The 20221-nt window shown below is 52.1% G+C and carries 19 protein-coding genes; 14 read left to right on the forward strand and 5 right to left on the reverse strand.

Annotated elements, in window-relative coordinates:
- The first annotated feature begins 164 nt into the window (after positions 1-164).
- Positions 165-626, forward strand: coding sequence for a GNAT family N-acetyltransferase (locus KVT38_RS11770; protein WP_217594014.1), 462 nt, complete (start codon positions 165-167; stop codon positions 624-626).
- A gap of 114 nt (positions 627-740) precedes the next feature.
- Here KVT38_RS11770 and KVT38_RS11775 read toward each other — a convergent pair whose 3' ends face one another.
- On the reverse strand, positions 741-1118 hold the full coding sequence (locus tag KVT38_RS11775) for a winged helix-turn-helix transcriptional regulator (RefSeq protein ID WP_217593913.1): 378 nt from the start codon (positions 1116-1118) through the stop codon (positions 741-743).
- Positions 1119-1278: 160 nt separating this feature from the next.
- Here KVT38_RS11775 and KVT38_RS11780 point away from each other — a divergent pair, with 160 nt between their 5' ends.
- On the forward strand, positions 1279-1863 hold the full coding sequence (locus KVT38_RS11780; protein WP_217593914.1) for an NAD(P)H oxidoreductase: 585 nt from the start codon (positions 1279-1281) through the stop codon (positions 1861-1863).
- Between the two features lies 1 nt (position 1864).
- Here the strand turns inward: KVT38_RS11780 and KVT38_RS11785 are convergent, their stop codons facing one another.
- The gene (locus tag KVT38_RS11785; protein ID WP_217593915.1) at positions 1865-2782 is read right to left on the reverse strand and encodes a LysR family transcriptional regulator; all 918 of its coding nucleotides are present in this window, start codon (positions 2780-2782) and stop codon (positions 1865-1867) included.
- Positions 2783-2958: 176 nt separating this feature from the next.
- Between KVT38_RS11785 and KVT38_RS11790 the strand changes: the two genes are divergently transcribed.
- The 3 genes from KVT38_RS11790 to KVT38_RS11800 all read left to right on the forward strand — a co-directional run bounded on the left by KVT38_RS11790 (position 2959) and on the right by KVT38_RS11800 (position 5673).
- Positions 2959-3696, forward strand: coding sequence for an MFS transporter (locus tag KVT38_RS11790; protein ID WP_217593916.1), 738 nt, complete (start codon positions 2959-2961; stop codon positions 3694-3696).
- A 55-nt stretch (positions 3697-3751) separates the two neighbouring features.
- The gene (locus KVT38_RS11795) at positions 3752-4804 is read left to right on the forward strand and encodes an LLM class flavin-dependent oxidoreductase (RefSeq protein ID WP_217593917.1); all 1053 of its coding nucleotides are present in this window, start codon (positions 3752-3754) and stop codon (positions 4802-4804) included.
- A 176-nt stretch (positions 4805-4980) separates the two neighbouring features.
- Entirely contained in the window at positions 4981-5673 is a 693-nt protein-coding gene (locus KVT38_RS11800; RefSeq protein WP_217593918.1) for a hypothetical protein, read from the forward strand.
- Positions 5674-5751: 78 nt separating this feature from the next.
- Here KVT38_RS11800 and KVT38_RS11805 read toward each other — a convergent pair whose 3' ends face one another.
- On the reverse strand, positions 5752-6483 hold the full coding sequence (locus tag KVT38_RS11805; protein WP_217593919.1) for an SDR family oxidoreductase: 732 nt from the start codon (positions 6481-6483) through the stop codon (positions 5752-5754).
- A gap of 166 nt (positions 6484-6649) precedes the next feature.
- Here KVT38_RS11805 and KVT38_RS11810 point away from each other — a divergent pair, with 166 nt between their 5' ends.
- From KVT38_RS11810 to KVT38_RS11845, 8 genes are all read left to right on the forward strand, one after another.
- Positions 6650-7579 (forward strand): AraC family transcriptional regulator, encoded by a 930-nt coding sequence (locus KVT38_RS11810; protein ID WP_217593920.1) that lies wholly within the window; start codon positions 6650-6652, stop codon positions 7577-7579.
- Positions 7580-7727: 148 nt separating this feature from the next.
- Positions 7728-8099: a DUF2500 domain-containing protein gene (locus tag KVT38_RS11815; protein WP_217593921.1), complete on the forward strand. Its 372-nt coding sequence runs from the start codon at positions 7728-7730 to the stop codon at positions 8097-8099.
- A gap of 73 nt (positions 8100-8172) precedes the next feature.
- On the forward strand, positions 8173-8511 hold the full coding sequence (locus KVT38_RS11820; RefSeq protein WP_217593922.1) for a hypothetical protein: 339 nt from the start codon (positions 8173-8175) through the stop codon (positions 8509-8511).
- 164 nt (positions 8512-8675) lie between these two features.
- On the forward strand, positions 8676-9020 hold the full coding sequence (locus KVT38_RS11825) for a hypothetical protein (protein ID WP_217593923.1): 345 nt from the start codon (positions 8676-8678) through the stop codon (positions 9018-9020).
- A 217-nt stretch (positions 9021-9237) separates the two neighbouring features.
- Positions 9238-9600, forward strand: a complete 363-nt coding sequence (locus KVT38_RS11830; protein WP_217593924.1) for a DUF4830 domain-containing protein — start codon at positions 9238-9240, stop codon at positions 9598-9600.
- A gap of 162 nt (positions 9601-9762) precedes the next feature.
- Entirely contained in the window at positions 9763-10332 is a 570-nt protein-coding gene (locus KVT38_RS11835) for a chloramphenicol phosphotransferase CPT family protein (protein ID WP_217593925.1), read from the forward strand.
- 37 nt (positions 10333-10369) lie between these two features.
- Positions 10370-10795, forward strand: a complete 426-nt coding sequence (locus tag KVT38_RS11840; protein ID WP_217593926.1) for a GNAT family N-acetyltransferase — start codon at positions 10370-10372, stop codon at positions 10793-10795.
- Positions 10796-10971: 176 nt separating this feature from the next.
- Positions 10972-11850: a PhzF family phenazine biosynthesis isomerase gene (locus KVT38_RS11845; RefSeq protein WP_217593927.1), complete on the forward strand. Its 879-nt coding sequence runs from the start codon at positions 10972-10974 to the stop codon at positions 11848-11850.
- Between the two features lie 627 nt (positions 11851-12477).
- Here KVT38_RS11845 and KVT38_RS11850 read toward each other — a convergent pair.
- Positions 12478-15699, reverse strand: a complete 3222-nt coding sequence (locus KVT38_RS11850; protein WP_217593928.1) for an ATP-binding protein — start codon at positions 15697-15699, stop codon at positions 12478-12480.
- A 142-nt stretch (positions 15700-15841) separates the two neighbouring features.
- On the reverse strand, positions 15842-16531 hold the full coding sequence (locus KVT38_RS11855) for a response regulator transcription factor (RefSeq protein WP_217593929.1): 690 nt from the start codon (positions 16529-16531) through the stop codon (positions 15842-15844).
- A gap of 215 nt (positions 16532-16746) precedes the next feature.
- Here KVT38_RS11855 and KVT38_RS11860 point away from each other — a divergent pair, with 215 nt between their 5' ends.
- Positions 16747-20208, forward strand: a complete 3462-nt coding sequence (locus KVT38_RS11860) for a DUF5011 domain-containing protein (RefSeq protein WP_217593930.1) — start codon at positions 16747-16749, stop codon at positions 20206-20208.
- The last annotated feature ends 13 nt before the right edge of the window (positions 20209-20221 follow it).

The raw sequence follows: 20221 nt of genomic DNA on the forward strand, positions 1-20221 counted from the left end.
TCCAATCACGTTCCGGACGACGTGTACGAAGAAGCAGCCCGTCACTTCAGCGAGCAGGAGATCAGCGAGCTGCTGATGGCTATCATCACAATCAATGGCTGGAACCGCATCGCAATTACGACGGGCTTGACCCCTCCGGCATAAGAGAACGATAGATGAATTATATGAACAGTTACACTTTTCTCATATCAATGGCAACAATCGATGATCTTGATGAATTAACAATTTTGTTTAATGAATATCGGATGTTTTACAATCAGGAATCAAATATTTCAGCTGCAAAGGAGTTCTTATTTGAACGATTTGAACACAGAGAATCCATTATCTTCGTTGCTAAAGATCTGAATCACAATAAAATAATCGGGTTTACTCAACTGTACCCTTCATTTTCTTCAGTTTCTATGCAAAGATCTTTGATTTTAAATGATCTGTATGTACATTCAGATTTTAGAGGTGCAGGAACTGCTCGGGCCTTATTAGAAGCTGCAAAAGATTATGCAAGAAGCATCAAAGCCAAGGGACTAGCACTCTCAACAGCGATTGATAATGTAAGAGCACAAGGGATTTATGAAAAAAGTGGCTATAAAAGAGATGAAGAATGTTATCATTATTTTCTAAAGGCCTAGAGAGACAAAAAAATTCAGTGCCAAAGTCATAGTAGTTTCTAACAAAGGTTGTGCTATCGGAGAACGATAGCTCAATTACACAGCCTGCCGGCGGGATTGGGCAGGCTGTTCAGCTTAGCCGTGAAAATCCTCCAAAACCTTGGATTTGTCGCCATAAACCTTTTCCAGATGGTCCTCTCCCCAATAGCATAAAAGGTCCAGCGCGGGCTTCAATCCCCAGCCGTAGGAAGTTAACTCATACTCGACTTTAGGTGGGATCTCCTGATAAACCTGTCGTGCAACAATCTCATCCTTTTCAAGGCTTCTTAGTTGAGTGGTCAGCATTTTTTGTGTGATGCCGGGGATTAGACGTCGAAACTCAGACGACCGTTTGCGTCCTGTCATCAAATGATAGATGATTAAAGGCTTCCATTTTCCCCCCATTACCTCTAATGCCGCCTCCACGCCAACTTGATATTTCTTTTGAACGCTATTATTCCTCTCATTAGTCATCTCTTATTCCTCCGTCCAAAGGCATCTATCTCAGGCACTTCCATGTTCCTATGGCACCTGGATCTTCCTATAGAACTTGAAAGTGCGTACTTCCAGGTTGTTTTTATCACTGTTTATAATAGCATCAGCCATCGATCATGAGAAAGGTGATGATACCAGGATGAAAGTATTAGTCGTTGTTTCGCATCCGAGGAGAGATTCCCTTACCTTTAAGGTTGCCGAGCGTTTCGTACAAGGTCTTGCTGAGGCTGGCCACGACTATGAGATATTGGATTTACACGGGATTGGCTTTGACCCTGTTCTTAAAGAAATAGATGAACCTGATTTTTCGGCAGCGGAACAGTCCTTTTCTCCTGAGGTGGAAATGGAAATAAGGCGTTTGAAGGAGCACGACGCCTTAGCATTTATTTTTCCGATTTGGTGGTGGCATTTGCCGGCTATGCTCAAAGGTTATATTGACCGTGTATGGAACAATGGGTTTGCCTACGGTTCGAACAAGCTTCATCATCAGCATGTCTTGTGGATGGGGCTGGCGGGTGTTTCCAAAGAACAGATGAGTAAGCGTAACTATGATGAAAAGATTACGCATCTGCTTAATGTGGGAATTGCAGATTATTGCGGTATTTCCAATTCCAAAGTCGAATTTTTATACGAGACTTTGGATTCCGATTCCAAGCATTATGAGATGCTGCTTGATCAAGCTCATCTCTTAGGGTTGATTTATGCCAAGGAACAGCAGCCTTAAGTTAAGTCTGAATGTTAAGGAGGCGGTCTTGTCCCCTTCGATCTTTTAGCTCGTCCTCAGCAAATTGAATAAAGGCTTGCGCAGCGTGACTTCGATATTTATCCGCCCGATATATGATGCTCATCTCCCTCTTCGGGGGATAATCATGTATCGGGATATAACGCAAATGAAGATTGTCGATGGATTCGAGCAGCGAGTTCGCTACCACAGCGACTCCGATATTTTCTTTTACAAATTGGAGGATAGAGGAGAGGCTGCTCGTTTCAACAAGTACATTTAAATTGAATCCATGCCGTTGACACCAATCTTCGACAAATTTTCGTGCCCAGCAGAATTCTCTCGGATACATAACAACGGACAGCTCTTTTAATTCGATCAAGGAAATGGATTCTTTTGCGGACAGCTTATGCTCTTTGGATACAACGACCCCATACTCTTCACGGGCTAATGGGCGTACGACCAGTCGGGGATCGAACAAAGGCTTCACTGTAATGCCGATATCAATCTCGGTCTTTAAAACTAATTCGGCCAGATTTACATCCGAGGCGATTTTTAACTTGATATTGGGGTATTTTTTCATAAAACGAATAAACATCGGAGTCAAATGGAAATCAAGCTCGGATGGCAGCGCCCCGACGCTTAGATTGCCTCCACGCTGATGTCGGAGATCATCTATCTCGTGAAGTGCGTTCTGAAAATTTTGAAACATGCTTCTGGTATGGCTCAATAGGAGAGAACCCGCTTCGGTCAGCGCGATCCGTTTTCCAATGCGGTCGAATAAAGGCATTCCGATTTCTTCTTCCAAGGCTTTAATTTGTAGACTCAAATTGGGTTGAGATATACCGATCTTGTCGGCGGCCCTGGTAAAATGCAGTTCTTCGCTTACGGCCACAAAATACTCCAATTGTCTAAATTCCATTCAGTCCGTTCCCTCCATAATGAGTCATCGAAAAGGCTCCTAATCATTTGTTTAATAAATCATAACTATAAATTCAATATAATTGATAAATGAGTATTGTTCAATTATGATTTGTCTAGCGTTTCAGGGATGGCTCCGTTAAGTAATGACATCTTACCGAAAGGAAGTAAAGCAAGATGAAAAAAAACGTACTCCTGCTTGCAATAGCGTTGTTTACTGCCGCGTTTAATTTACGTCCGGCCATTAATACCATCGCGCCATTGCTCGAAAACATCACCGCAGACCTTGGAATGAATGCAGTTGCAGCGAGTTTGTTAACTTCGATACCGGTGCTATGCATGGGGATTTTTTCTCCGATTGCTGTAAAGGCGGGCGGTAAGTGGGGAATTGAAAAGATCATCGGTTTGTCACTGTGGATTATTGGAGCAGGCACGGTTATTCGTTTGTTCGCTCATTCGGCAACGCTTCTGCTCATCACAGCTTTTATTACAGGTATTGGTATTGCGTTGATCGGTCCGCTGATGTCCGGTTTCATCAGACTCCATTTTCCAGCACAAGTTCCGTCCATGATTGCGGTATACACAGTTGCACTTACGTTAGGTTCTACTGTCAGCACATGGCTTTCCATACCGCTTCAGGAAGGATTTCATTCCTGGAGAGCTTCCCTTGCATTTTGGGCCATTATTGCTGCCGTAGCCGGTGGTATTTGGTGGTTGTTCGTCAACCTGCAGGTAAAAAAATCGGTACACACGAATTCCGTGAATACGAAAGTAAAATTACCATGGCGAAACGGCAAGGCCTGGCTAATCACAATATCCTTTGGTCTAATGGCGATATTGTTCTACTCGTTTACTGCCTGGCTTCCGCAAATGATCCAAGGCATGGGTTACACGGAATCTGGCAAAGAGACGTAATACAACTGATTTGGTAGAACAAGCAAGTTAACTTCGCTTATTAGGAGATTGTTCAATGTCGGACAACGAATCATTGCAATCTGAAAAAGCACGATCGCCGATTCGCCTGTCGATTCTCGATACTGCCTTGGTTGGCACCGGCACCACGACGCACGACTCTCTGACAGCGACCATCCGGTTAGCGCAGCGTGCGGAAGAACTGGGCTTCACTCGCTATTGGATGGCCGAGCACCACGGTGCTCCGGGCGTCGCCAGCTCCGCTCCGGTGGTGACTGTTGGCGCGCTGGCGGCCGCCACCAGCCGCATTCGTGTCGGCTCAGGCGGAGTGATGTTGCCCAACCATGTTCCCCTGGTCGTCGCGGAGCAGTTCGGCACGCTGGCCGCATTTTACCCAAATCGTATCGATCTCGGTGTCGGAAGGGCGACTCCCGAACCGCGTACCGCGATGGTGCTGAATCGTATGCTGTCGCGATACGGTGCAGACGAGTTTCCGCAGCAGGTCGAAGAGCTCGCCGGGTTCCTCGCCGGCAGCTTCCCCTCCAATCATCCGTACCATGATGTATTTGTATCACCTCGCGCGGAGGAGCCCCCTGTGATTTGGATGCTCGGTGCGAGCGTTCACAGTGCGGATATAGCCGCTTCGTTAGGATTGCCTTTCGCATTCGCCCACCATTTCGGCAGAGGAAATGCTGTCTCCGCGTTCGAGCATTACCGCCGTAGCTTCCAGCCTTCGGTCACTCTGAGCAAGCCCTATACCATGATTACGGCACTCGTGGTCTGTGCCCCGACCGATGAGGAGGCAGATCGCATAGGAAGAGCGTCAGACCTGATGTTCCTGCGGCTGTTTCAAGGGCGGCCGGGGATGCTGCCCTCTCCGGAGGAGACCGAGGCCCATCGTTGGACACACGAGGAACTCGCCTTTGTCCAACAGCGGCGACGCGGTCAGGCGATTGGAAGTCCGGCAACCGTCCATTCCGTACTGAAAGAGCTGCTTGAGACCACGGAGGCAGACGAATTCATGATGACCACGCAGATGTATCGTCTTGCGGATCGTATTCGGTCCATCGAGATGGTCAAAGCGATGTTTAATCCGGACTACATCGTCTAGTACGTACGACTCGGTTCTACGAAAGGAACGGCTGATAGAAAATTTGTATGCTAACGCTAACGGATAGTACACCGTAACTTTTTCTTTTCGTATTCGTCTTATCAAGGGATGGGTGAATTTGGGAGGGCCTGTATCTGAAATGCAGATCAATCACACACAGACAGGGAGAAACGATCTTGAGGGAAATGGTTGACATAGCCGTATTAAATAACATCCTTTGGTGCGGAATCGTATGCGAGACGCACGGCATTCCTGCAACTTCTGGAAAGCATATTTGGAGAACGGAGTCCAAAGCGCCGACCTATTACCCGGACATGATTACATCAAGCAGGCATGTAACGATTGACGACGTAAGAGGCATTATTCGTAATAAAGAGGTATCTTCCATAAAAGATAGTTTTGCTTTGCTGGATCTGTCGCCTTGGAGTTTTGAAATGTTATTTACAGCCGAATGGATACACCATGAACCGGTGGATCATGTGGAGTCCTTTCCGTCAGGATGGAGTCGTGTCACCACAGTAAACGATCTGGCGGATTGGACTTCCGCACACGGAACAGGAAATATTCTCAGGCCCGAACTTTTAGAGCGCCCTGAGGTCAAATTTTATTTAAAAAAGAAAGACGGCGAAGTGGCTGGATTTATTGCTAACTTAGGCGCCAATGCTGTGGGTGTATCCAACGCATTTTCAAACGTTAACCGCGATCATCTGTGGTCGGCCATTCATGGAATAGTCGCATTTGATTTTCCGGGGTTGTCCATGGTGGGATATGAACGAGGCGCTGGTCTTAACGCAGCACTTAAATCGGGATGGACTACGATAGGTCCGCTTCGTGTATGGGTAAGATCGGAAGATGAAGCTAACGGATAACGTTAGTTCAATCACACAGCGGCAGTCGAGGACCTTATTTTCAGTCCAAGATTGCCGCTGTATCTGCATTTGGAGAAGTTACGCCTGTGCAGTCGGGCGCACGATAATCTCGTTAATATCCACGTCGGCAGGCTGCTCCATCGCGAATACGATCGCACGGGCAATCGCTTCCGGTGGAATTGCGTTCTTATCGCGGTACCGCTCAAGCTCTCCCCTGATCTCCTGACTTGGAATGGCTTCTACAAAATTCGTCTTCACGAACCCGGGAGAAATAATCGTTACGCGCAGGTTATCGCCGGCCTCTTGACGCAGCCCCTCGGTGATCGCTCGCACAGCAAACTTGGTGCCTGAATATACCGCCATGCTCGGTGACGTCGTAAGCCCTGCCGTAGAAGCGATGTTGATGAAATGTCCGAAACCCTGCTTGCGAAAAACCGGCAACCCGGCCGCAATGCCGTACAGTACACCTTTTATGTTGACATCAATCATATCTTCCCAATCCTCCACACGGAGTTCGTCGAGCGGGGATATCGGCCCGATTCCGGCATTGTTGATGAGAACGTCCACTTTACCGTAACGCTCACATGCCAGCTTGACGAGATGAATCAGGTCTTCACGTTGCTTCACATCTGTTCGGGCATAGACGACTTCGCCGCCTGCCGCGGCTATACGGGCTGCAAGTGCTTCAAGACGTTCTACCCTGCGCGCTCCCAGTACGACTTTTGCTCCCTTCTCGGCGAGTAGAAGCGCTGCAGCCTCACCAATTCCACTGCTTGCCCCTGTAATGACAACGACCTTCTCTTTTAACATATCCGGTACCTTCTTTCGCTATAGTTTAAGATGAATCCCTGCCTGCACTTGGAAGTATAGGCTGTACCCCGCTTGTGCCGGTAGTTCATTCACGTCCGATTCTTGCCTGATCCGATACAACACGAATACAATAGGCTTACCAGGCAGTAACAATAGGAGACCGATCATGCAAAATTTCGCCCAACCCTCGACCCTGTCCAATTATCAGCAAGAGTTGGCAAGGCTTATTCGACAGTATGCACCTTCCGATGGTACTTTTGGGTCGGCTGTACCCGAGCTTAGTTTTAGAAGAACATCCCATGAAACGGAGCCTTTCAACGGGGTGAGCGTGCCGTCCTTCTATGTCATCGCTCAAGGTGGGAAGGCTGTCACTTTTGCCGGTCAAACCTACAGCTGTGATCCGAGCCATTGCTTGGTCACTTCCGTTAATCTGCCAGTGGTCGGAAAAATCACACAAGCCTCGCCGCAGCTCCCATACCTGAGTTTACAATTGGAATTCAGCCAGGATATGATAATGGACATTCTTAAGTCATCCAAGCAAACGATAAATGGAGCGACAGGCCCCGGCATGGTCGTGAGCTCATCCACGACTACGCTGCTTGAAGCGGTAATCCGGTTGGTCCGACTGTTGGATACGCCCGGCGATATTGAAGTCCTTGCACCGATGATCATCCGCGAAATTTTATATCGGGTGATGCAGGGTGAGCAGGGAGAGATCATCAGACAATTCGCACTGATCGGTACTCAGGCGCATCGCATCGCCAAGGTCATCCATCTGATCAATCAAGAATATTTCAAACCTTTCCTCATAGAAGAATTGGCAAAAGAAGTGAACATGAGTCCCTCTGCCCTCTATAAGCAATTTAAAAAAGTAACCGCCATGAGCCCGTTGCAGTATCAAAAAGCCATCCGGTTACAGACGGCACGACGCTTGCTCCTTACAGAAGACATGGAAGCCGCTGAAGCCGCGTTTCGAGTCGGCTACGAAAGCCCCACCCAATTCAGCCGGGAATATACCAGACTGTTCGGACGTCCGCCTATGACCGACATGAAATACCTACGCTCCTCCATCATCGAGAAAACAAACATCCAATAAACCTACCAAATAGAATTCAACAGCAGCCGATCACACGATCGGTTTTTGTTTTTCGTTGAAGGAACTAGCGGAATAGCGCAACTTTTCAAGTTCTGAGAGCGTCAAATGAATATGGAAATGTCTGTATTTTCTGTCGAGGAGAGATTTGATGAATGGATACCCTGGTAACGAAGGCTTAATTAATGAAATGCCTGCATTTTTTAAGCTGTTTGGGGGCTTAATTGTTATCTTAGTGGTTGGAACATTCCTCTATATAATCATTCGTGGCTTCTCGACATGGACTACAAACAATGCTGCGGATATTATTACATCTCCCGCAACGGTGCTGGATAAAAGAACAGAGGTATGGGGTGGTTCTGGGGACACCAGTTCAAGCACCAACTATTACGTGACTTTTGAGTTAGCTGACAGTACCCGTATTGAATTGCCGGTTAGAGGAGATAAATTCGGTCTAATTGTAGTCGGTGACCATGGACAACTTACTTATCAAGGTAAACGTTTTAAAGAGTTCAATGGCTAAGATGTTACGCTTAACGGGGAACGATAGCAGAAAAAAACGGCAGTCAGCTAAAGCCGACATTTAATGGGGGAATATGTACGACTATATTAGTATTCATGCTTATGATTACACTAAACAAATAAGATCAGAAGTTTTAGAGCATTATATACTCAATTTGGGTTTTACAAAAGTTAGCCATCTGAGATTTATAAATGAAATCAATGGAGAAATCGTTCAAATAAAAGGGATTCCTGCTAATCCAGATGGAAGCTATGCGTTTCATTCACTTGAAAGTGTCGAAGAAATAAACTTAATTGAAATCGACCTGCCCAGAAATGTACATGGAATATTAGAACATTCCATTTCGCAAATTGCTGTTTTAATTGCAAAAGAATTTTCATGGATGATTGATGACGACCATGGATTGAACTGACGGCGAACAAGAGCACAACCTTACACCGCGGCAGTAGGTCTAAAGATCAGCTGCCGTTTTCATGCGAAGGCAGCTGGACATACGCATCAGCTGCCTTTAGCCATTGAAGTAACTGGCAGGTTAACATAACGAGTTCGAATAAATAGAGGATGGGGCTAAAATGAATGATTAATGAGTTACGACAGTGGGCTATGGATAAAGAGATTGAAAAGAAAAGTATAGATGGCTTTTGGTTTTGCTTTAATAACTATAAAAAAGAGGAACAACAAGAATTTAGAGAGGTGTTTGGAGACGATTTTGATAAATCTCAACTAAAAATTCAACTTAAGAATGTAGCTCTGTTTCTTGATGAGTGGGATGTGGCAAAGAACTACAATGCTATTTCTTATGGGTTTGATTACGTCGTCACTTACATTCCAATTGAATATAAAAATAAAAAGTTGGGTGTTTATAGGATGCTATTTCAGTTAAATGGAGAATCTTTCGATGAATTTTTTATAATTGATTAACTAACCCATTACGCCTAGCGAAGAATGATAGCAAAACGAGAATCGCGGCAACCGGTCAGACGACCAATTGATGTTTCCATTGAAGTAACGGGAGGATAGTTGGGAATTTGCAACTTTCATGTGGGTCTTAATGTCTAATTTTAAAATGTAAAAAATCGAGAAATGGGGGTGCAATAAGATTAAAAAGTTAATTTTTAATTTTACATTATGTTGTTTTGTGTTCCTGATTGGTTGCAGTCAGGAAACAACTAAGCAGAATAATGTTAACCCTTTTCAATACCTTGAGTCGTTTGGTTGGCATATTGAGGAAAAGGTTAGTGAAGGAACGCTCGATACAAAAAAGATTTTGAATGGAGATGCAAGAATCGCAGGTGTTGATTTTAAGCCGTATAAAGAAGTTTATCTTACAACCTACTTGCTGAAAGAAAAACAAAAAACAGGAAAGAAAATATACGCTTCCATTTATCAAGTTAATGAAGATATTATTGGTGGAATCGGAAGTTTAGAAGGTTGGGAGCCTGGAACTTTTTCTTTAAAGGATAAAGAAATGCTGATCAACGAAGGAAAAATAAATAAATAGTGTTTCTTCTTTATTACATTATCGGGGAACGATACCTCAATACATATTATTATTTCTAGCCCTTATAAACGAGCAATCCTGAGAAGATTGATGATATTGTTCGGCCAGACTGTTAAGCAAGCGGGAGTGAACTTAAGGTCAACGGAATGAGGGGGATGTTTAGTGCCGTCAGGGACAGTTATATTTTTAAATGGAACCTCAAGTTCCGGGAAAACCAGTATTTCCTTAGAATTACAACGAATTTTAGACGAACCATACTTACACGTATCGGTAGACAAATTTTTGTATATGCTGCCGCTGGATTATCTTAATGGAAGTAAAACAGCGGAAATAACAAAAGACGCGATGTTGAACGTTATTAAAGGTATGCATCACGCACTTCCTGCACTAGTTGCTACTGGGAATAACCTGATTGTCGACCATGTACTCGAAGAAAGACAGTGGTTAGATGAATGCGTTATGTTGTTGGCGGACTACAAAGTGTTATTTGTTTCTGTTAATTGTTCGTTAGAAGAACTTCAACGAAGAGAAAGGGAACGAGGAGACCGGAATATTGGTCTTGCAAATCATCAGTATAATCTGGTTCATACGCACGGTATTTACGACTTAGAAATAAATACGGAATTCAATAAAACTCATGAATGTGCACAGCAAATCAAACAGTATTTGCATCATACGTCTCATTTAAATGCCTTTAAAGTACTTCAAACAAAAATTGAGAGAGTGAATTAACATACGAACAGTGTGGATAACGTAAGGAGGGTCAGAAGTGAACGCGAGACTTGCAACATTAAGGGATGTAGAAGAACTTTCAAGATTGAATCAAGAGTTTAATGGTGGTAAAAAGAGGCTTCCGGCTAAAATAATTAAACGTCTCAATACTGGTAATGAATTAATAGCTATAGCAGAGTTTGAAGGTAAGATAGTTGGTTTTGGTTGTGCACAAAGTTTTTATTCTTTTTGTTATGATGAACCTTATGGTGAAATTACTGAATTGTATGTTGAAGAAGCTGCTCGACGAAAAGGAATAGCCGGTTCAATAATTTCTTGTCTGGAGGAAAGCCTTAAAGTACGTGGTGTAAAAAGCGTGAAGGTACTGACAGGTAGAAATAATAGCGCTGCAATTAAGACATATGAACAGTGTAACTATGTAAAAGAGGATACTCAGATATTAAAGAAAAGGCTAATAGATTGAGCTCGGAAAACCTTCAACGCTGGATGGCGCTTCATTGCGATTTTATCGCGTAAAAGTGCACGGTAGCATGGCTCTTTATGCGAGTACCTGGGTGATTAGGTAAAGATCCTGCGCTTTTGCGCGATAACCCGTGGCTCTTCACTTGAATCGAGATAACAAAGAGGGGCGGTGGTCATATGCAATCGATAAAAGTTTATCACTATGACGCATTCAGCAGCATTCCGAACAAGGGAAATCCGGCAGGTGTCGTGTTTGACGGCGAAAATCTCTCGGAAGCGCAAATGCGGGAGATCGCGGAGAAAGTTGGTTTTAATGAAACGGCTTTCCCGATGACTTCGGATCGGGCGGATCTCCGAATCCGCTTTTTTACGCCAGGACATGAAATTAATCTTTGCGGGCACGCGACAATGGCCACTTTGTATGCACTAAAAACAAAGGGGCTGCTGGGCGATAAAACGGAGCTTACAATCGAAACAAAGGCCGGCGTGTTGCCGATTCGGTTCACTTCGGGCAGCGAGCTTTTTATCACAATGAGACAAGCTGCTCCCCAGTTTCAAGCGTTTAACGGTTCGATTAGAGATCTGGCTCATTCGATGGGCATTGAAGAGGACGATATAGAAACACGACTGCCAACGTTGTACGGCAGCACAGGCACGTGGACATTGCTGGTTCCCATTAAAGGCCTGGATGCGTGCAAAAGAATGCGACCCGACAATAAGGTGTTTCCTGATGTGTTAAAAGAGATGCCGAGATCGTCGATCCACCCGTTTTGTCTGGAGACTTACGATTCTGCTGCGCATATGCATGCGCGTCATTTTTCATCGCCGTTTTCCGGTACGATCGAGGATCCGGTGACGGGTACCGCCTCTGGCGTCATGGGGGCTTACTATGCCAGGTACATCGATAGTGCGGCCTCTTCATTGAATCTATTCATCGAACAAGGACAAGAGATCGGCCGGGATGGCCGGGTGAGCGTATCGGTATCCGAGGGCGGCAAGGTGATCGAGGTTACCGGCAACGCTGTGTATGTAAAGGAGTTTGAGGTGTACATATAATCCTTATAGGAATGGGATTTTGAACTGATAGCCTGCCGGCGTGGTCCGGCGGGCTTTTTGAGCATGTGAAAGCCTGCCCTTCCTTTGCAGGTTCATAGGTTATCTCTCGCGCAGGCGGTTTGCGAACAAAGATACCGGACTCAGATGACGCTATTTCCCAAAAAAACGGTAAAATTGCGATCGTTTCGGACTGGAGAGCCGTTATTCACCCAGAACAAGGCTAAAAAAGGTCTCCAATTCCGCAATAAAGGCTACTGGGTCCGCGGACAGGCTACAAAGCGCGACAGGAACAAAAATAAGGGCTCCTCAGTCCGTATGCTGCGCGCCATTGCGCAAACATAGGCCGCAGACGGCTTTTTCGGCAAAGCGCGTGTCAAAAAGTGTAAACTTTTGCTGAACCTTTTTTAGCTTAAGAGCGAATAAGGGTTGTAACACCTCAGGGAGGGCCCCCAAATGAATGATCATGAGTTTCTGCCGTGGCTCGAAAAAGCAATGTTGGGCGACGAGTCTCCTTTTAAACTTGTTTACCAGGCGACGCATCAAGATGTCTCAAACCGTAAATCTATACGAAAATAAAACAGCGGCAGCTCAGGACTCTATTTGTCGGTCCATAGCTGCCGCTGTTTTTTAATTGTGGAGCGGAATGTCGATCGCAAGCAGGCAGCCGACGCCACCGTTCGCGGAGACGGAGAACAAGCCGCCGTGGCGCTCGACCCGCTCCTTCATCGCAGTCAGGCCGAAGCCGAACGGACCGGCCTCGTACGGTCGGCCGTCGCTCGCGAGGCGGAAGCGGAGCTGCGAATCCGCAATGCCCAATTGAAAGTTGAACGTCCGGCTTCCGCCATGCCGAATTCCGTTCGTCAGACCCTCCTGCAGCGCCCGGTACAGCGTCGCGCCGAGCGCTTCGTCGAGCGCAGGCAGCGGCTCGATCGCGTAGTCCACGGCAATGCCGGTGAGCTCTCCCGTTCGTCGCAGCAAGCTGTGCAGGGCAGGGAGCAGCCCTTCCTGTTCATCTGCCGTCTTCAGCAGCCGCACTGTGCGCCGGATCTCATCGAGTCCTTCGCGCACCGATTCGCGGGCAGAGTCCAGCTTGCCGACTGCGCGCTGCGGGTCGCCGTCGAACAGCAGCTTCGCCGCTTCGATCTGGATCATGGCGGCCGTCAGCGTGTGGCCGACCTGGTCGGGCATGTCGTGCGCGATCCGGTTGCGCTCTTCCAGCACGGACACTTCCGCGAGCGCATGCGCCGTCTCGTGCACGGAGTCGATCAGCTGCCGGTTGGCGCGTTCCAGCTCGGCCGTCCGCTCCTGCACGAGACGCTCGAGCGATCCGGTCAGCCGCGACAGCTGCAGATGGACGCGCACGCGGGCGAGCAGGTCGTCGGAGACGACGGGCTTGACCAGGTAATCGTTCGCGCCGGCATCGAAGCCCGCCGCGATGTCGGCCGGACTGCCGGTAGCGGTCAGCAGCAGGATCGGCAGCGCGCCGGCATCATAGGACAGGCGAAGCGTCCGGCACAGATCGTAGCCGTTCATGATCGGCATCATGACGTCGGCGACGACCAGATCGGGCTTGCCGTTCGCGGCGACCCAGACCAGCGCTTCCCGGCCGTCGGCCGCATTAACGCAACGCATGCCCTGAAGCGACAGCAGATTGGTTAGCACCTGGCGGTTGATCGCATCGTCGTCGACGATGAGGGCGACAGCAGTCGAGAGATCTGCGCTCGACGCTTCCGGGGATCGCGCGGAAGCCATAGCGGCGGCTGGCTCAAGCGGCTCTTCGGCAATCGCCCCAAGCGGCGATACTGGTTCAGCGAGAGCTGCCGCTGCCATGGTACCAGCTTCGCCTGCCGCCGCTTCGGCCGCCGCTGCTTCGGCCGCTGCCGCTTCAGCCGCCACCGCACCTACCGCCGTCGCAACTGCCGCCTCACCGCGCTCCGCGATCGGCAGCGTGAACGTGAACACGCTGCCCTTGCCCGGCTCGGAGACGCAGGAGAGCGAGCCGCCGTGGAGCTCGACGAGTTTCCGCGCCAGCGGCAGGCCAAGGCCTGCGCCGCGCAGGCTCGCTTCGCCCTGCTCGAACGGCTCGAACAGCCGCGGCAGCTCCCGCGGATCGATGCCGACGCCCGTGTCGGCGACTGCGACGTGCAGCTCATCCCCGACCGCCTTCGCCGTCACGCGAACGACGCCGGCAGCGGTATACTTGATCGCATTGCCTATCAGGTTGAACAGCACCTGCTGAACGCGATTCTCGTCGGCGAAGACGAGCGGCGCATCGTCGGCGATGTCGACGATGACGCGCAGCCCCTTGTCTCGGGCGAGCGGCGCCACGAGCGCGGTAACGACGCCGGTCAGCGGCGCCAGGGCAACCGGCTCGCGGTGCAGCCGCAGATCGCCGTGCCTCAGCTTGGAGATGTCGAGAATGTCGTCGACCATATGCGCGAGCCGCTTGCCGCTGACGGCGATCATCTGCAACTGATCGCCAAGCTGCTCGCCGCCCGGGCCGGCCGCGCCGCGCGCGAGCGTGTCGGCGATGCCGATAATGCCGTTCTGCTGCGTGCGAAGCTCGTGCGACGTGTTCGCGAGAAAGTCGTCCTTCAGCTTGTCGAGCTCCGTCAACCGGATGCTTTTGCGTTCAAGCTCCTCGGCGTGCCGCTCGACCTGGGCGTACACCGCCCGCACCCGTTCACGCAGCACCATCCCCATGCAGAACAGCAGCACGAAGAAGGCGTGCATAAACCGGCTTTGCTCGAAAATCAGGCGATCCAGCCACATCCACCAAATGCCGGCGGCCGAAAGGCAGTAGACGGCCAGCACGGGACCGAGCGCGGAAAAGCCGGCGAGGTACCAAAGCGCCTCCGGGCTTCGCTGCCTGCGGTAGTGGACGACGGAATGCGCCAGCACGATCGCGATGATCGGCAGCATGAGCGCAAAAAACACCTTGTTCATCGCCGGATAGGCAGGCGGATAAAGCCAGGCGGCGCCGATCGAGACGACGAACAGCGGCGGCATAGCCTGCCACAGCCGGCGTACGATTTTCCGATAGCCCGGACCGAATACGGATTCATAGAAAAGCAAAAAGCACATGACCCCAAGCGGCACGATCGCGTTCATATAGTAGGGATACAGATACGTGTCCGCGAACAGCTGCAGGAGGGGAAACGCCCGTCCGACGCACAGCGACGAGATATAGAGGGCGAACAAGGCGAAGTAGAGATAGCTCCGGTCCCGGCGGGAAAAGAAAAAAACGAGCGCTCCGACGCCGGTCAATGCGGAGACGAAGCCGAGCGCGATCAAATAAGCGTAATTCCCGAACAGCGCGGCGAGCTGGTCCGCGAAGCTGCGAATATAGAGCCCGCCAGGACCCGCATGCTCGTTGTCCTTGTACACGCGGATATACAAGGTGCGATCGGACGCATCGAGCGGCAGCGGCGCACGGCCCAGGCTGGAGCCCGGCACGACGCGGCGTTCGTAAGGCTGGTCCATGCCGCGTTCCAGAATGATGGAGCCGTCCAGGTAGACCTCGTAGTGCAGCAGTCCTTGAACGAACAAATACGGATCGCGCCATCGGTTGTCCGGCAGCGCTAGCGCATACCAGAAGTAGCCGGTCGTCTTGCGTCCGCGGAATTCCTGCCAGATGTCCGACGCGCTGCGCCAAGACGCCGTCTCAAGCCGGTCGACCGTCAGGTCGCCGGCATGCGCGAGAAGCTGCTTCTGCGCGCTGATCGAATAAACGCCGGCGTAGGAAGGCGTGACGCGCTGATCGAGGACCGCGAACGGCACGAGCGGCAAGATCGTGATCGCCAGCACGATCAGCGCGACGATATATGGTTTGGTCTTCGACAACAACATGGAATTCTCCATTCCGGCTCCTGGATATGCGACAGGCGCCCAAGCACCATCATCGCCCCTTTTTTCGGCTCATGACCAGTGACGGCGGTCACCGTTTGAGTCACGGACCGTTCGTCCGCCGGGCAACCGTCCGTCCCGGACGTCAATCCTCGCGGCCGCCCGTCGGCTCTGCATCGCGCATGAGTCCCTGCAGCAGCAGGAGCGCCTTGGCGCGATCGTTCGTGCCGATTTTCTGATAAATGACGCTGACGTAGTTTTTCACCGTGCCTTCGCTCATGAACAGATATTCAGCCATCTCCCGATTGCTCCGGCCCTCCAGCATGAGCAGAATCACCTTCTTCTCGCGGTCGGTGAACCGGATCATTTCCTCGCGAAGCCGGTTCGGATCGAACCCGTCGGCGGGCTTTTTCGACAGAAAAGCGAGCCGCGACGCAAGCTTGGCGGCGACGGAGGCGGGCAGCATGAGCTGACCCTTGATCGCATCCCGGATCGACTCCACGATCTTGAGCGCGGGCAGGTCCTTCAGCATATAGCCGCAGGCGCCGTTCGCCAGAGCATCGACGATATATTCGTCCTCGGCGAAGGTGGTCAGGATCAGCACGGCGGTGCCCGGATGCTCCCGCTTGATCGTCTTGGTACTCTCGATGCCGTCCCGAAGGGGCATGCGAATGTCCATCAGCACAAGGTCGGGACGCAGCTCGCGGACAAGCGCGCAAGCCTGCTCGCCGTCCTCGGCCGTGCCTACCACTTGCATATCCTTTTGCAGGTCGATGATCGTCTGCAGGCCGTCCCGCATCAGCGTCTGATCGTCGGCGATAACTACGCGAATCATTAGAAAAGACAACCTCCGCCTCCACGTTCGATGTTCCTATTATACTGCTGCGCGACCGGGAACGGAGATATTTTGACAAATTTCGTCATCATGACGCCGGTCACTGGTCATTCGCGCTTCAGACCCTAACAATAATGCGTGGAGGACTAGATTGCCGGAAGGGGAGAGGCGGCATTTCAGGTGTTCGACGTCATCGTACAGAGGGGAAAACAAAGATGAATCGCAAGAGGAATATGCTGCTGCGGGACGCCATGATGCGCCGCCTGGTGCGGGGAGCCGTCCAATCGGCAGCGGCAGGAGGCCGTTTTTTTAGCGGCTGGCGCTTTCGCATCGCGCTTGCTGTCGTCGCATGGATCGCCGTGGCGGCATTCGCGTCGGCGGCCCGGGCGGACGAGCAGCCCAAGCTAACGGCAGTCTCCGTTCAGATGACGGCAAGCGACAAAGGCGTCGTCTACCAATCGTACGCGAATCGCTACGTGGTAGGACCGAACGGCTGGCTGGAATGGAAGATTACCGTAAAAGAAAAGCTGGCAGGCTTCACCGAAGGCGCCTTATACGTTTTCGATAAAGATAGCGCCCTGAACTGGTGGGAGCGCAGTCGAGCGGTCATCAAGAGACAGGAAGGCGACCATACGCTTGTGTTCCGTTTCGAGCCGGGACTCTCCGATCCAAGCGGACCGCTCACGCTCGATCGCAAGCTGGCGCTCGACGGCCAATACGGCTCGATCAAGTACTATGCGCTTAATCCGGACAATGGACAGACAGTCCTCAAGTCGACGACCGTCATCGACCTGTCGGGCATCTCCGGCATGGCCGCCGCCCAGTTCAAGCGCGAATACCCGACGCTGACGATCACGCCCAATCCGGCCGATCTTCAGCGCGGCGGCCAGCCGCCAAGCGGCTTGTCCGTCGACCGGATCATCGTCGACGTGAAGGACGCCCTGCTCGATCCGCAAGACTTCGAGTTCAAGTACAGGCTGAGCGCCGGCATGTACAGCAAGTCGGTCGATTGGACGACGATGGCGGAGCGCAACTATATTCCGGTGCCGCCGGAAGCGCGCGGCAAGTCGGCGGATTTGGATATCGAGGTGAGAGACCGCGGCGGCAACTGGAGACCCTACACCCTCTTTTATCCAGGTCCCGGCGGGTTCGTCGAATCCCGGGTCACGATGAATCCCTTCTACGTCATCGGCGGGGGCTCGGGCGATGCGGGAGGCATGTACTTGCGAACGCTGGGCGACAGCGAGTCCGATCCGATGATGCGCGCGGACATCCTGCGCACGGCAGTCGCGGATTTCAAGTTTTTGCGGCAGTCGTACGAGATGCCGAGAAACACGTATACGTGGCTTGCTGCGTTCCTGTACAGCACGGGGCAGAAGTCGGTGAACGGCTACAAGGGCTACGCCGACGTCGATCTGTCGAAGAGCGGCTACTTGTGGAGCGCCAGCTCCAAGCTGCCTGTGGACGATCTGGCGGTCAAGCCTTTCTCGGACACCTATCGCGCCGTCGAGACCAACCCGATGAACGGGCGCCAATATGAAGGCTATTGGGCCGTCCTGCCCAACGGGGATACGTCCGCGCTGGGCGAAGGGACGCACTATCTGTACGTCAAAACCGTCGATGCCGTCACGGGCGGCTTTATGTGGCAGCAGGTTTACTACGACGCCGACCGCTTTCTGACCGACAAAAACGCGACCAACCCCGTGCCGGTCAAGCTGATCAAGGATACGACGCCGCTCGCGATCGACTTTGCGGACCAGCCGCTCGCCCGCGGCGATTATGTCATCGAAGCCAACGTCGCGGACAACACGGGGCTGGGCGCCGTGCAGTACATGGTCAGCGAATTCGACTTTTGCGCGCGCAGTCCCGGGGCATGCGAATCGATGGGCGACAAATGGACGGACGTGCCCTTGGCCGCCGGCGGCAGGACGGCGCATGCGGGCATCGACACGACGCCGCTGTTCAGGGAGGGCTCGGGCTTCAGGTCGAGCTTCCGTCTGTACGTCTACGTTAGGGGCGTCGAGCGTCGGCACGCGCAGCCGCCGTACGACAAGGATCCGTTCGCGGCCGGCAACAAAGCCAATATCGTCTCTGCCGCATCCTCGTACTACGTGATCCGCGGCGACGACACGCTGGAATTAAAGGCGACCTACGTCGATCGGATCGATGCGCAGGGTCAGCTAGCTTCGGCATCGGAGCACAGACTTCGGCTCTATACGCATGCGGCGGGCTTGCTGGCCGCCGAAGGCGACGTGCGCTATCGGATCGAGAAGGCTGACGGCGCCGTCGTACAGGATTGGATAAACGTGCCGAGCGGACAGGAGATCGCGCTCGCCGGCGCGGACGGCGAGTATCTGCTGCGCGCGCAGGCGCTGGATGCGGAAGGGAAGGCGGCAGGGAAGGCCTACGCGCAGCCGTACGTCATCGGCCCTGCGGCGCCCGCTCCGGCCGTATCGGCAAGCTTCGACACGACCGAGATGACGGGGCGTGACGTGACGCTCACGCTGACAAGCGATGTGCCGGTGAAGATTCTGAATTGGGACGGCATCGACCCCGCGGTCGCGGATACGTCGCATACGCTTGCGATCAAGGACGCTACGCCGCTGGGCGCGCCGCTCTCGATTCAGCTTCAGCCCGAAGGCGGCGAGGCGAGCGCGATCCAGGTGTCGATCGGACAGATCGACAGGACGGGCTTTGCCCATCTGGCGGGAGGCGGACCGATTATCTATTCGACCAGTCAGCCGACCGCGGGAGAAGTGACGGCCTATCTGTACGTCGGCAAGAAGGTCAAGCCGGGCGTCGGCGACGGCATCACCTACCGGAACGGGTGGGTGTCCTATACGTTCGCGGCAAATGGCGAGCATGTATTCGAGGTGGAGGATCTGGCCGGCAACGCGCTTCGCGGATACGTAAACGAAGACAACCGCAAGGCGGCCGTGACGTGGATCGACAGCACCGCGCCTGCCGTATCCGTCTCATACGGCACGACGGCGCTGACGAACAAGCCGGTTGCGGCGTCCTTGGAGCTTCCGAGCGGATTCACGGTGATCAACAACGGGGGAAGCGCGTCCTACACTTTTGCGGACAATGGCGAATTCGTCTTCCTCGTCAAAGACGGCAACGGCGTCATTCGCGAGTACAAAGCCGTCGTCGCCAATATTGACAAGGAGCCGCCGGCGTTGACGCTCGCCGGACCGCTTACCTATCCGGTCTATCAGGGGCTGCCGTTCACCTTCGACGAGCCCGGCTTTACGGCCGTCGACAACCGGGACGGCGACTTGACCGCGAAGGTTAGCGTGTCCAGCCAGGTCGACGTGTACAAAGGCGGCTATTACGAGATCGTCTACACCGTCGCCGACAGCGCGGGCAACATCTCGCGCGCGGTTCGGGGCGTGTCCGTTATGGAGATGAACGGGATCAACGTGTTCGTGAACGGGATCCGGCTGCGCGGCGACGTCACGGTGGCGCGGGGAACGCTGCGCTTCGACATCGCCGGTCAGGAGAGCGACGACCTGGTCTTCAAGTATTTGCCCGGCAAGCATGCGGCAGGCGCCTTCAAGAGCGGCGGCACGCCGATCGCGGACCGGACGCTCGCGCTTGACGAAGCGGGCTGGTACACCTTCTTCGTCCAGGACCGGGAACGGCGAACCTTCGTCGGACAGATCAATGTGCAGTAGCGAAAAGGGAGAG

The sequence above is a fragment of the Cohnella sp. GbtcB17 genome (assembly GCF_019091135.1).
Classification (GTDB): Bacteria; Bacillota; Bacilli; order Paenibacillales; family Paenibacillaceae; genus Cohnella.

Bases quoted from the DNA above. Each gene is read 5' to 3' on its own strand.
- KVT38_RS11810 (WP_217593920.1), top strand. From the start codon at position 6,650: ATGCAAAATTTCGCCCAACCCTCGACCCTGTCCAATTATCAGCAAGAG.
- KVT38_RS11795 (WP_217593917.1), top strand. From the start codon at position 3,752: ATGTCGGACAACGAATCATTGCAATCTGAAAAAGCACGATCGCCGATT.
- KVT38_RS11825 (WP_217593923.1), top strand. From the start codon at position 8,676: ATGATTAATGAGTTACGACAGTGGGCTATGGATAAAGAGATTGAAAAG.
- KVT38_RS11790 (WP_217593916.1), top strand. From the start codon at position 2,959: ATGAAAAAAAACGTACTCCTGCTTGCAATAGCGTTGTTTACTGCCGCG.
- KVT38_RS11775 (WP_217593913.1), bottom strand. From the start codon at position 1,118: ATGACTAATGAGAGGAATAATAGCGTTCAAAAGAAATATCAAGTTGGC.
- KVT38_RS11785 (WP_217593915.1), bottom strand. From the start codon at position 2,782: ATGGAATTTAGACAATTGGAGTATTTTGTGGCCGTAAGCGAAGAACTG.
- KVT38_RS11805 (WP_217593919.1), bottom strand. From the start codon at position 6,483: ATGTTAAAAGAGAAGGTCGTTGTCATTACAGGGGCAAGCAGTGGAATT.
- KVT38_RS11850 (WP_217593928.1), bottom strand. From the start codon at position 15,699: ATGTTGTTGTCGAAGACCAAACCATATATCGTCGCGCTGATCGTGCTG.
- KVT38_RS11860 (WP_217593930.1), top strand. From the start codon at position 16,747: ATGAATCGCAAGAGGAATATGCTGCTGCGGGACGCCATGATGCGCCGC.
- KVT38_RS11780 (WP_217593914.1), top strand. From the start codon at position 1,279: ATGAAAGTATTAGTCGTTGTTTCGCATCCGAGGAGAGATTCCCTTACC.
- KVT38_RS11770 (WP_217594014.1), top strand. From the start codon at position 165: ATGAACAGTTACACTTTTCTCATATCAATGGCAACAATCGATGATCTT.
- KVT38_RS11820 (WP_217593922.1), top strand. From the start codon at position 8,173: ATGTACGACTATATTAGTATTCATGCTTATGATTACACTAAACAAATA.
- KVT38_RS11855 (WP_217593929.1), bottom strand. From the start codon at position 16,531: ATGATTCGCGTAGTTATCGCCGACGATCAGACGCTGATGCGGGACGGC.
- KVT38_RS11845 (WP_217593927.1), top strand. From the start codon at position 10,972: ATGCAATCGATAAAAGTTTATCACTATGACGCATTCAGCAGCATTCCG.
- KVT38_RS11815 (WP_217593921.1), top strand. From the start codon at position 7,728: ATGAATGGATACCCTGGTAACGAAGGCTTAATTAATGAAATGCCTGCA.